At 50.8% G+C, this 11,164-nt stretch carries 11 protein-coding genes and 2 pseudogenes; 10 read left to right on the plus strand and 3 right to left on the minus strand.

The window, feature by feature from the left end; all coding sequences use genetic code 11:
• Both FEK46_RS23585 and FEK46_RS22805 read left to right on the plus strand, forming a co-directional pair.
• Nucleotides 1-421 (plus strand): annotated as a pseudogene (locus tag FEK46_RS23585) (hypothetical protein); the annotation flags it as partial.
• Nucleotides 421-906 (plus strand): CPCC family cysteine-rich protein, encoded by a 486-nt coding sequence (locus tag FEK46_RS22805; RefSeq protein WP_131162687.1) that lies wholly within the window; start codon nt 421-423, stop codon nt 904-906. The pseudogene FEK46_RS23585 and the gene FEK46_RS22805, both read left to right, overlap by 1 nt.
• 49 nt (nt 907-955) lie before the next feature.
• Here the strand turns inward: FEK46_RS22805 and FEK46_RS22810 are convergent, their stop codons facing one another.
• The gene (locus tag FEK46_RS22810) at nt 956-1,093 is read right to left on the minus strand and encodes a hypothetical protein (RefSeq protein ID WP_240731153.1); all 138 of its coding nucleotides are present in this window, start codon (nt 1,091-1,093) and stop codon (nt 956-958) included.
• Between the two features lie 194 nt (nt 1,094-1,287).
• On the opposite strand from FEK46_RS22810, the pseudogene FEK46_RS22815 reads away from it, so the two are divergent.
• From FEK46_RS22815 to phrB, 3 genes and pseudogenes are all read left to right on the plus strand, one after another.
• Nucleotides 1,288-2,055 (plus strand): annotated as a pseudogene (locus FEK46_RS22815) (ISAs1 family transposase); the annotation flags it as partial.
• A 141-nt stretch (nt 2,056-2,196) separates the two neighbouring features.
• Nucleotides 2,197-2,706 (plus strand): YbgA family protein, encoded by a 510-nt coding sequence (locus FEK46_RS22820; RefSeq protein ID WP_135559932.1) that lies wholly within the window; start codon nt 2,197-2,199, stop codon nt 2,704-2,706.
• The gene (phrB, locus tag FEK46_RS22825) at nt 2,703-4,121 is read left to right on the plus strand and encodes a deoxyribodipyrimidine photo-lyase (RefSeq protein WP_135559931.1); all 1,419 of its coding nucleotides are present in this window, start codon (nt 2,703-2,705) and stop codon (nt 4,119-4,121) included. The genes FEK46_RS22820 and phrB overlap by 4 nt, the downstream gene beginning before the upstream one ends.
• A 129-nt stretch (nt 4,122-4,250) precedes the next feature.
• Here the strand turns inward: phrB and dtpD are convergent, their stop codons facing one another.
• Nucleotides 4,251-5,732 carry a dipeptide permease DtpD gene (gene dtpD, locus FEK46_RS22830; RefSeq protein WP_135406207.1) on the minus strand — a complete coding sequence of 494 codons (1,482 nt, stop codon included), beginning with the start codon at nt 5,730-5,732 and terminating at the stop codon, nt 4,251-4,253.
• Between the two features lie 270 nt (nt 5,733-6,002).
• Between dtpD and ybgI the strand changes: the two genes are divergently transcribed.
• Genes ybgI through nei form a run of 5 tightly spaced genes read left to right on the plus strand, consistent with a single transcriptional unit; the run spans nt 6,003 to nt 9,902 of the window.
• Nucleotides 6,003-6,746, plus strand: coding sequence for a radiation resistance protein YbgI (ybgI, locus tag FEK46_RS22835; RefSeq protein WP_130215061.1), 744 nt, complete (start codon nt 6,003-6,005; stop codon nt 6,744-6,746).
• A gap of 22 nt (nt 6,747-6,768) precedes the next feature.
• On the plus strand, nt 6,769-7,425 hold the full coding sequence (gene pxpB, locus FEK46_RS22840) for a 5-oxoprolinase subunit PxpB (protein ID WP_130210756.1): 657 nt from the start codon (nt 6,769-6,771) through the stop codon (nt 7,423-7,425).
• Nucleotides 7,419-8,351: a 5-oxoprolinase subunit PxpC gene (gene pxpC / locus FEK46_RS22845; protein ID WP_130210754.1), complete on the plus strand. Its 933-nt coding sequence runs from the start codon at nt 7,419-7,421 to the stop codon at nt 8,349-8,351. Before pxpB ends, pxpC begins: the two co-directional genes overlap by 7 nt.
• The gene (gene pxpA / locus FEK46_RS22850; protein WP_130210752.1) at nt 8,341-9,075 is read left to right on the plus strand and encodes a 5-oxoprolinase subunit PxpA; all 735 of its coding nucleotides are present in this window, start codon (nt 8,341-8,343) and stop codon (nt 9,073-9,075) included. The genes pxpC and pxpA overlap by 11 nt, the downstream gene beginning before the upstream one ends.
• 35 nt (nt 9,076-9,110) lie before the next feature.
• Nucleotides 9,111-9,902 (plus strand): endonuclease VIII, encoded by a 792-nt coding sequence (gene nei, locus FEK46_RS22855; RefSeq protein ID WP_130210750.1) that lies wholly within the window; start codon nt 9,111-9,113, stop codon nt 9,900-9,902.
• Here the strand turns inward: nei and FEK46_RS22860 are convergent.
• The gene (locus tag FEK46_RS22860) at nt 9,899-10,945 is read right to left on the minus strand and encodes an AbrB family transcriptional regulator (RefSeq protein WP_130261049.1); all 1,047 of its coding nucleotides are present in this window, start codon (nt 10,943-10,945) and stop codon (nt 9,899-9,901) included. The two genes, nei and FEK46_RS22860, sit on opposite strands and share 4 nt — an antisense overlap.
• Between the last annotated feature and the right edge of the window lie 219 nt (nt 10,946-11,164).

Below are 11,164 nucleotides of genomic sequence, written 5' to 3' on the forward strand. Positions count from 1 at the left end.
AGGGCTGGCGGGGGGAATAAATCTTTATCAGTATGCACCAAATCCATTAAGTTGGATCGATCCTCTCGGACTTAATAATTGTGGTATCGCTGGCTCTGTTAAGTGGAAAAGCTTTAACCCGAACAAAAACCCTGTAACAGGTCAAACTGGATTACAATATCACTATGCAAAACATGGACACGAGTTTGGTAATATTACGCAAAATCAATATATGGCAAAAGCGAAAGAATTTGCTTCAAAACCTTTAACCGAATCAATGCAAGAAGCAAAGGTAGGCAATTTTGTAATCAGACATGATAAAAGTACTGGTGAGATATTTGTAGGGCATATGGGGAAAAGAGAAATGAGGACTTATTATATAGATGATGGACGAAGTAAGACTCCATTTCAGGATGCAATTGACTTAGCTGGAGAAAAATAATGTATATAGAATTCCTTCATTCCGAGGTTATTGATTTTCTTTCCTCTTATTCATTATTTACTTTAAGTTCAGACGGCAGAGTTACTTTTTTGTATGAGAATGGACTAATAGATATTCCTGAATCATCCTTATCTAATAGGCAAATTTTTAATAACGATATTATTGATGCTTATAAATTATCTCCATTAGTAAGAAATAAGTATCTAGAAAATAAGGTTAAGGAAGTTACTGGGAATGAAATAAAAATCATCGATCATTCTGATAGCGAAATTACTGGGGTTCATTGCGCCGCTTGTAGGTTTATTGTTTTTGACAAATATGAAGACTCTGTTTTTGAAATATGCCCCGTCTGTGGTTGGCAATCTGACTCATTGAGTGAGGATGGTTACAGTAAATTAAATGGTATTGATTTAAAGACCTTTAGAAATTCTTCTTTATATAAAGATAATGTATCAAAATATATGGATGTGTATATTAGGGTTTAGTTATTTGTATTACCGGGAAGGGAATTGAACCTTCCCGGCTTTTTATTATTTAACTCTCGTTCAGCACACTAAAGATCCCGTCACGCATCCCCTTAACTGCCTGTTTAACCTGATAAAGCTCCCTGCGCAGTTCCTGTACTTCGTTGTTATCCGCAAGCAGGATCAGGCAGCCTTCCGAGATCTTCACAGTAACGCCCGTGCCGATCTCAAACCCCGCTTCTCTCAGCCATCTGGCGTCAGGTAAAGATCACGTAACGCTGCTTTTTTGTACTAAATAATTCGCACTAAATGTTCGATAATTGAGACATTCCTTATTACCTAAAGCTGTTTTTCATTGCTTATACATGATCAAATACTCCTTACATTATTAAGGAGAACAAAATGGAACTTAAAAAATTGATGGAACATATTTCTATTATTCCCGATTACAGACAAGCCTGGAAAGTGGAACATAAATTGTCTGATATTCTACTGTTGACTATTTGTGCCGTTATTTCTGGTGCAGAAGGTTGGGAAGATAAAGAGGATTTCGGGGAAACACATCTCGATTTTTTAAAACAATATGGTGATTTTGAAAATGGTATTCCTGTTCACGATACTATTGCCAGAGTTGTATCCTGTATCAGTCCTGCGAAATTTCACGAGTGCTTTATTAACTGGATGCGTGACTGCCATTCTTCAGATGATAAAGACGTCATCGCAATTGATGGAAAAACACTCCGGCATTCTTATGACAAGAGTCGCCGCAAGGGAGCGATTCATGTCATTAGTGCGTACTCAACAATGCACAGTCTGGTCATCGGACAGATCAAGACGGATGAGAAATCTAATGAGATTACAGCTATCCCTGAACTTCTTAACATGTTGTATATTGAAAGAAAAATTATTAAGACTGATGCTATGGGTTGCCAGAAAGATATTGCAGAGAAGATACAAAAACAGGGAGGTGATTATTTATTCGCTGTAAAAGGAAACCAGGGGCGGCTTAATAAAGCCTTTGAGGAAGAATTTCCGCTGAAAGAATTAAATAATCCAGAGCATGACAGTTACTCAATTAGTGAAAAGAGTCACGGCAGAGAAGAAATCCGTCTTCATATTGTTTGCGATGTCCCTGATGAATTTATTGATTTCACGTTTGAATGGAAAGGGCAGCTATGGACAGAAACTACCTGGCGTCAGTCCTTGCGGGGAGCGGGCTTTCGTAATCTTGCCCTGCTACAACAGGATTAGCTTCAAAAATTTCATTTCCCAACGTCTACACTTACTCCTGTAAACCGTTCAGGAGCAGTAATGAATCAGCAACGATTTGATGACAGCACTCTAATCCGTATCTTCGCGCTTCATGACTTACATCGACTGAAAGAACATGGCTTAACGCGCGGAGCGCTTCTCGATTATCACCGCAGCTATAAGCTCGTATTTCTGGCTCATTCCCAACCGGAGTACCGCAAACTTGGCCCATTCGTGGCTGATATTCATCAGTGGCAAAATCTGGACGATTTTTACAACCAGTACCGCCAACGCGTAATTGTTTTGCTTTCTCACCCCGCCAACCGACGTGACCACACCAACGTTTTGATGCACGTTCAGGGGTATTTTCGCCCGCATCTTGATTCCACAGAACGCCAGCAGCTGGCGGCGCTTATCGACAGTTATCGCCGTGGCGAGCAGCCTCTTCTTGCGCCGCTGATGCGTATCAAACACTATATGGCGCTTTATCCTAACGCCTGGCTTTCAGGGCAGCGTTATTTCGAACTTTGGCCGCGTGTGATTAACTTGCGCCATGCAGGAGTTTTATGACCATCCATCTGGTCTGGTTTCGCCAGGATTTACGTTTGCACGATAATCTCGCGCTGGCTACCGCTTGTCGCAATTCGTCTGCACGCGTGCTGGCGGTGTATATCGCTACACCACGCCAGTGGGCGACGCATAACATGTCGCCGCGTCAGGCTGAACTTATCAATGCTCAACTGAATGGGCTACGAATAGCGCTGGCGGAAAAAGGTATTCCTTTATTGTTCCGTGAAGTGGATGACTTTGTCGCCAGCGTCGAAACAGTTAAACAGGTGTGCGCGGAAAATCGTGTTACCCACCTGTTTTATAACTATCAGTATGAGGTGCATGAGCGGGCGCGGGATGTGCAGGTTGAGAGAGCGCTACGTAACGTGGTGTGTGAAGGATTTGATGACAGCGTGATCCTGCCGCCGGGGGCGGTGATGACTGGCAATCATGAGATGTACAAAGTCTTTACGCCGTTTAAAAACGCCTGGCTGAAACGGTTGCGGGAAGGGATGCCGGAGTGCGTCGGTGCACCAAAAGTTCGTAGTAGCGGATCGATAGAGCCCGCGCCATCCATTACGCTGAATTACCCTCGTCAGTCTTTCGATACCGCGCATTTCCCGGTGGAAGAAAAAGCGGCGATTGCGCAATTACGCCAGTTTTGCCAGAACGGTGCCGGAGAATATGAGCAACAACGAGATTTTCCGGCAGTAGAAGGCACCAGTCGTTTGTCCGCCAGCCTGGCAACGGGTGGATTATCGCCTCGCCAGTGTTTACATCGCCTGTTGGCGGAACAGCCGCAGGCGCTGGAAGGCGGACCGGGTAGCGTCTGGCTTAATGAGCTGATATGGCGCGAGTTCTACCGCCATTTGATGACGTATTATCCTTCGCTGTGTAAACATCGTCCGTTTATTGTCTGGACCGACCGCGTGCAGTGGCAGAGTAATCCCGCGCATTTAAAGGCCTGGCAGGAAGGCAAAACGGGATACCCGATTGTCGATGCTGCTATGCGTCAGCTTAACAGCACTGGCTGGATGCATAATCGCCTGCGGATGATCACAGCCAGCTTTCTGGTGAAAGATTTGTTGATCGACTGGCGGGAAGGTGAGCGGTATTTCATGTCGCAACTGATAGATGGCGATTTGGCAGCCAATAACGGTGGCTGGCAGTGGGCGGCTTCAACGGGGACAGATGCTGCGCCGTATTTTCGTATTTTCAACCCGACAACCCAGGGCGAGAAATTTGACCGCGAAGGCGAGTTTATCCGCCAGTGGCTACCGGAGTTGCGCGATGTGCCAGGGAAAGCGGTGCATGAGCCGTGGAAGTGGGCGCAGAAAGCGGGCGTGAAGCTGGATTATCCGCAACCGATTGTCGATCACAAAGAGGCGAGGCTGCGAACGCTGGCAGCGTATGAGGCGGCGAGGAAGGGGAAATAACAGACTCGTGCCCAGATGCCGGATGCGGCATGAACGCCTTATCCGGCCTGGTAAATAGTGCAAATTCAATGGGCCATCCAGGCCTGATAAGACGCGTTAAGCGTCGCATCAGGCATCGGTGTTGGCGTATTAAGACTCCAGCGCCAGCGCACGGTTTCTGAACTTAAGCGCCTGATACAGCCAAATCATCAGCACCAGTCCTACACACGCCAGCGCACCCCAGGTGATTTGATCAAACACTTCTATATATGCATTGATGGAGTAATTGAGCGCCCCGGAAGCATCAAACGAAGCTTGCGATGTTTGATCGGCAATGACGCCCGCCAGATAGTTAGCAATCGCACCGGAAAGCAGCATGTAAATGCCGGTTAATACGCCGGTCACGCCGGGGATTTCAATACGCGTAATTTGCGACATAGCAACCGGATCGATAAACAGTTCGGCAAACCCCATCACTGCCAGACCAAGCACCATCAGCGGCAGGGAAGAGTGGCCATACATTGCAGACCAGCGGGCGCTTAAGCTAAGAATACAGAACCCGGCGCTCATCAGGCCGAGGCCAAGAGCAAATTTTCCCCAGATGCGCACGGTACGATTACCCGCAACGCTCTCTTTTACCACCCAGGCAAGCACCACACCGCACGACATCACAGCAAAAGCATTAATCGACTGGAACATGGCGGTCGGAACGCTATAACCGAAAATATCGCGATTAACGAAGCGGTCGATATAAAGGCTAATCGAGCTGCCGCCCTGTTGTGCGAAGGCCCAGAACAACATGCTGAAGAAGGTGAGCGTCACAATCAGCCCCAGCTCCTTACGCTGTTTCTGGTTTTCTGCTTTGCGATAAATTTTCGCCAGTACCGCCAGACCAATGATAGTGGCGACAATTAAGGCGTATACCGACCACTCTTTCCAGAACAGTATAGTAATCAGCGCAGGCGTTGCGACCAGCAGAACCAGCAGCCATCCCCAGTTCGGCAGGAGAAAGTTTGTCGCACGCAGTACTTTTTTGTTAACGCCGCGGGTATGTGTGAAATGACGATTGCCACATAAGAAAATGACCAGACCCGCGATCATGCCAACCGCCGCCAGGCCAAAGCCCATCGCCCAACTGTACTCTTCCTGGGCGTAACCACAGGCGATAGGGGCAATAATCGATCCCACGTTACCCGCCGCATACATCAGCGAGAAACCGCCATCGCGACGTGGATCGGTCGGTTCATACAGTTCACCAAGCAGGCAACTGACGTTGGATTTAAACAGACCATAGCCGCAGACAATAATCGCCAGCGACAGATAGAGGAATGTCGGGTGGATTTCGCTGGCGCCCAGTACCACATGCCCGACTGCCATCAACAATGCCCCTATCATTACTGCCATGCGGTTGCCGAGCACTTTGTCCGCCAGGAAACCGCCGAGGATCGGCGTGACATACACCAGCGAACAGTAGGCACTGAATAACGCGTAAGCGTGGGTGTCGTTGTATTTCAGTTGATTGGTGAGATAGAGAATCAGCAAGGCACGCATGCCGTAAAAGCTAAAATATTCCCAGATTTGCAGCGCGACAACGTAGTAGATAGCGCGCGGCTGTGATGCGTGTTTATTCATAGTAATTCCGCGGTTGGATGCGACACCACGTAATAGTTGCGCGGCGTGCGTGTGTTTCCTTAAAGTTAAAACTTTGATACAGATCTGATTATTTATGCAATATGCTGTCTGATTGCATAAATATACATGAACTATGCATTTATGAGATAAACAATTTGCGCCTTTTGGCGATGGGTTTGTTTCTTAATATGTCGAAAGATTGGCTATCGACGAACAGGCGAGGGAACGCTATGTTAACGGAGTAGCTATCAGAATATGGAAGGCGCAATGATGAAAAACACCGAACTGGAACAACTGATTAACGAGAAATTGAACAGCGCGGCGATAAGTGATTATGCGCCGAATGGTTTGCAGGTGGAAGGCAAAGAGACGGTGCAAAAAATTGTTACCGGTGTCACCGCCAGCCAGGCGCTACTCGATGAAGCGGTACGCCTGGGCGCTGATGCGGTCATTGTGCATCATGGTTATTTCTGGAAAGGGGAATCGCCAGTAATTCGCGGTATGAAGCGTAACCGCTTAAAAACATTGTTGGCGAATGATATCAACCTGTATGGCTGGCATCTGCCGTTGGACGCACATCCTGAGCTGGGCAATAACGCGCAACTGGCGTCGTTACTGGGGATCACGGTCATGGGCGAAATTGAGCCGTTGGTGCCGTGGGGCGAACTGACCATGCCGGTACCGGGGCTGGAACTGGCCTCATGGATTGAAGCGCGTCTGGGACGCAAGCCGTTGTGGTGTGGCGACAACGGCCCGGAGGTAGTACAGCGCGTCGCCTGGTGCACCGGTGGTGGGCAAAGTTTTATTGATAGTGCCGCGCGTTTTGGCGTGGATGCATTTATTACGGGTGAAGTTTCTGAACAGACCATTCATTCAGCCCGCGAGCAGGGATTGCATTTTTATGCTGCGGGTCACCATGCTACCGAACGCGGCGGTATTCGCGCGTTGAGCGAGTGGTTGAATGAAAATACCGATCTTGATGTGACCTTTATTGATATTCCTAATCCTGCATAACGAATAGTCAGAGGGATCGAAAGTGCAACGAGCGCGTTGTTATCTGATAGGTGAAACGGCGGTAGTGCTGGAACTGGAGCCGCCGGTGACGCTGGCCAGCCAGAAACGAATCTGGCGGCTGGCCCAGCGTCTGGTGGATATGCCGAATGTCGTTGAAGCTATTCCCGGCATGAACAATATCACGGTGATTTTGCGTAACCCTGAAACGCTGGCGCTGGACGCCATAGAGCGTTTGCAACGCTGGTGGGAAGAGAGCGAGGCGCTGGAACCGGAGTCTCGCTTTATCGAAATTCCGGTGGTTTACGGTGGCGCAGGCGGGCCGGATTTGGCGGTGGTCGCTGCGCATTGTGGGTTGAGCGAAAAACAGGTCGTTGAACTGCACTCCTCCGTGGAATACGTGGTCTGGTTTTTAGGTTTTCAACCAGGATTCCCGTATCTCGGGAGTTTGCCGGAACAACTACACACGCCACGGCGCGCTGAACCGCGCTTGCTCGTTCCGGCAGGTTCTGTCGGGATTGGCGGGCCGCAGACCGGTGTTTATCCGCTGGCAACGCCGGGCGGCTGGCAGTTGATAGGTCATACTTCGCTCAGTCTGTTTGACCCGACGCGTGACGAACCTATCTTATTGCGTCCGGGAGATAGCGTGCGCTTTGTACCGCAGAAGGAGGGAGTATGCTGAAAATCATTCGTGCGGGCATGTATACCACCGTGCAGGATGGCGGCCGTCACGGTTTTCGCCAGTCGGGTATCAGCCACTGCGGCGCACTGGATATGCCTGCGCTACGCATTGCTAACCTGCTGGTGGGTAATGATGCCAACGCGCCCGCGCTGGAGATCACGCTCGGTCAGTTAACGGTTGAGTTTGAAAGCGATGGTTGGTTTGCCCTGACTGGCGCAGGTTGCGAGGCGCGGCTGGATGATAATGCTGTCTGGACTGGCTGGCGCTTGCCGATGAAAGCAGGCCAGCGTTTAATGCTTAAACGTCCACAACATGGTGTACGTAGCTATCTGGCGGTGGCGGGCGGTATTGATGTGCCGCCAGTGATGGGGTCATGCAGCACCGATCTCAAGGTGGGGATTGGCGGGCTGGAAGGGCGTTTACTGAAGGATGGTGACCGACTCCCCATTGGCAAAGCGAAGCGTGATTTTATGGAAGCGCAGGGCGTTAAACAGTTGCTGTGGGGTAACCGGATTCGCGCCTTACCGGGGCCGGAATATCATGAGTTCGATCGCGCCTCGCAGGATGCATTCTGGCGTTCGCCCTGGCAGCTTAGCCCGCAAAGTAACCGCATGGGCTATCGCTTACAGGGGCAAATTTTAAAACGCACCACCGATCGCGAACTGTTATCTCACGGTTTGTTGCCAGGCGTGGTGCAGGTGCCGCATAACGGGCAGCCCATTGTGTTGATGAACGACGCGCAAACTACCGGCGGTTACCCGCGCATTGCCTGCATCATTGAGGCTGATATGTACCATCTGGCGCAAATTCCGCTCGGTCAGCCGATTCATTTTGTCCAGTGTTCACTGGAAGAGGCGCTGAAAGCGCGGCAAGATCAGCAACGTTATTTCGAACAATTAGCGTGGCGGCTGCACAATGAAAATTGACCTTAACGCCGATCTGGGCGAAGGGAGTTCCAGCGATGCGGAACTTTTAACGCTAGTTTCGTCGGCCAATATTGCCTGTGGATTTCATGCAGGCGATGCACAAACCATGCTGGTAAGCGTGCGAGAAGCAATAAAAAATGGTGTGGTTATTGGCGCTCATCCGAGCTTTCCCGACAGAGAAAATTTTGGTCGCAGCGCCATGCAGCTGCCGCCAGAAACCGTTTACGCCCAGACGCTGTATCAAATTGGCGCGCTGGCAGCGATTGCCCGGGCGGAAGGTGGCGTAATGCGTCATGTCAAACCGCACGGCATGTTATACAACCAGGCAGCGAAAGACGCACAACTGGCAGACGCCATCGCCAGAGCCGTTTACGCCTGCGATCCGGCATTGATTCTCGTTGGACTGGCAGGAAGCGAGCTGATTCGTGCAGGCGAACGATATGGGCTGGTAACGCGCGAGGAAGTGTTTGCCGATCGCGGCTATCAAGCCGACGGTTCGCTGGTGCCGCGAAGCCAACCAGGCGCGTTGATTGAAAACGAAGAACAGGCGCTGGCGCAAACGCTGGAGATGGTGCAACACGGCAGAGTCAAAAGTATCACCGGCGAATGGGCAACGGTCGCGGCGCAAACGGTCTGCCTGCATGGCGACGGAGAACACGCACTGGCGTTCGCCCGCCGGCTACGATCTGCATTTGCCGAAAAGGGGATTGTTGTCGCAGCATAATCCCTCTGAACAAAGAATGAAAAAAGGATATCACCATGCCTGAAGGTCCGGAGATCCGCCGTGCAGCGGATAACCTGGAGGCGGCGATCAAAGGCAAACCACTGACCGATGTCTGGTTTGCCTTCCCGCAGTTAAAACCTTATCAATCACAACTTATTGGTCAGCATGTCACTTATGTGGAAACGCGCGGAAAAGCGTTGCTGACCCATTTTTCGGATGGCTTAACGCTCTATAGCCATAACCAACTCTATGGTGTCTGGCGCGTGGTTGATACTGGCGAAGAGCCGCAGACCACGCGGGTGTTGCGGGTAAAGCTGCAAACAGCCGACAAAACCATTCTGCTTTATAGCGCCTCTGATATTGAAATGTTAACGCCGGAACAACTGACGACGCATCCGTTCTTACAACGCGTTGGCCCCGATGTGCTCGACCCGAATCTGACGCCGGATGTGGTGAAAGAACGGTTATTGTCGCCGCGCTTTCGTAACCGTCAGTTTGCCGGGTTACTGCTTGACCAGGCGTTTCTGGCAGGGCTTGGCAATTATCTGCGCGTGGAGATCCTCTGGCAGGTTGGGTTGACCGGAAATCATAAAGCGAAAGATCTCAACGCGGCGCAACTGGATGCGCTCGCACACGCGTTACTGGATATTCCGCGACTTTCTTACGCTACGCGGGGGCAGGTGGATGAAAATAAACATCACGGCGCGCTGTTCCGTTTTAAGGTTTTTCATCGTGATGGCGAACCGTGCGAACGCTGTGGCGGCACCATTGAGAAAACCACGCTGTCATCGCGCCCGTTTTACTGGTGTCCTGGTTGCCAGCACTAGGCCGTTCGCTTCGGCGCATAGGTTGAAATAAACCGCGCAATGGCCGGCCCCGTCAGCAAAATACTGAACAGGCGCAGGGTTTGCATCGCCATAATAAGCGCCATATCGGCATTGCTCCCTGCGGCGATGACCGCCACCGTATCTAGTCCGCCGGGGCTGGTGGCGAGGTAGGCAGTCATAAAATCAATATGCATAAACCAGGTCAGCCCCCACGCCATCGCGGCGCAGATGGCGAGCAGAGCAAATATCGACAGCAGGATTTGCGGCAGCGGACGCAATGCCCGCAGTAAGATTTGTTTATCGAAGCCCAGACCAATTCGCCAGCCAATCGCCATATAAGCTATCGCCAGCAGCCATTCCGGTAACTCAATCGTGATGAACTCACCAGACTGGAGCACCGCACCTGCCAGCATCGGGATAAGCATCGTGCCGGAAGGTATACGCAACAGGCATCCCGCCGTACCCGCAATGACCGCGAGCAGGATGGTGAACAGGAGATGAATGCTGACTGGCGGAAACCATACTATCTGCTGGTTAACCGCTTCAGCGTTATCGCCCAGCATCATTCGGGTGACCAGAACAGCGGCCCCCGCGACAAACAGTACCCGCAGATACTGCATAAAAGCCACCAGGCGGATATCTGCGCCGTAATCCTGCGCCATCGCGACCATTGCCGCCGCACCACCAGGTGAGGAGCCCCAGGCACCAGTATTTCCGGGCAGTGAGCTATAGCGCACCAGTAACCATCCCACGATAGCACTGGAAAGCAACGTTACCAGTAAAATAGCTAACACAATCGGCCAGTTAACCGCCAGCGTGGTCAGGAGCGAACCGGTCAGGTTTTGCGCAATCATGCAGCCAAGAATGGCCTGCGCAGCGAGAAAAGCGGAGCGGGGGAGTTGCAGGGTAACCCCGCGCATACTGAAGATGATCCCGGCGATCATCGGCCCAAGCAGGAGTGCCGCCGGGAGATGTAAAGCGAGGAAGCCAATAGAAAGGAGAAGTGACAGAACACATAACATTCCCCACTGTAGCACTGGCATCCGTCACTCCCTGTTTAACTTACCTTTGGTGTATCGATACAGCATAAAGAATGCGCCTTAACGAAAAAATAGCGGTAATCAAGAAAAAGACAGATTTTGGCTAAAGGGCGTATTAAGTACCGTTGTTTCCCTCTCGTTTGTAAAAGAGAAGTTAAAGGGCCTGAGTCCGGTAGAATACCGGACTCAGGCCACATCGCGGTGGAGTGACCACATTCCGGT

The sequence above is a fragment of the Escherichia sp. E4736 genome (genome assembly GCF_005781225.1).
GTDB lineage: Bacteria > Pseudomonadota > Gammaproteobacteria > Enterobacterales > Enterobacteriaceae > Escherichia.

What these genes read in the sequence shown, in the direction of transcription:
- pxpA (WP_130210752.1), top strand. Translation starts at nt 8,341, where the DNA reads ATGAAAATTGACCTTAACGCCGATCTGGGCGAAGGGAGTTCCAGCGAT.
- FEK46_RS22860 (WP_130261049.1), bottom strand. Translation starts at nt 10,945, where the DNA reads ATGCCAGTGCTACAGTGGGGAATGTTATGTGTTCTGTCACTTCTCCTT.
- dtpD (WP_135406207.1), bottom strand. Translation starts at nt 5,732, where the DNA reads ATGAATAAACACGCATCACAGCCGCGCGCTATCTACTACGTTGTCGCG.
- phrB (WP_135559931.1), top strand. Translation starts at nt 2,703, where the DNA reads ATGACCATCCATCTGGTCTGGTTTCGCCAGGATTTACGTTTGCACGAT.
- pxpC (WP_130210754.1), top strand. Translation starts at nt 7,419, where the DNA reads ATGCTGAAAATCATTCGTGCGGGCATGTATACCACCGTGCAGGATGGC.
- ybgI (WP_130215061.1), top strand. Translation starts at nt 6,003, where the DNA reads ATGAAAAACACCGAACTGGAACAACTGATTAACGAGAAATTGAACAGC.
- FEK46_RS22805 (WP_131162687.1), top strand. Translation starts at nt 421, where the DNA reads ATGTATATAGAATTCCTTCATTCCGAGGTTATTGATTTTCTTTCCTCT.
- FEK46_RS22820 (WP_135559932.1), top strand. Translation starts at nt 2,197, where the DNA reads ATGAATCAGCAACGATTTGATGACAGCACTCTAATCCGTATCTTCGCG.
- nei (WP_130210750.1), top strand. Translation starts at nt 9,111, where the DNA reads ATGCCTGAAGGTCCGGAGATCCGCCGTGCAGCGGATAACCTGGAGGCG.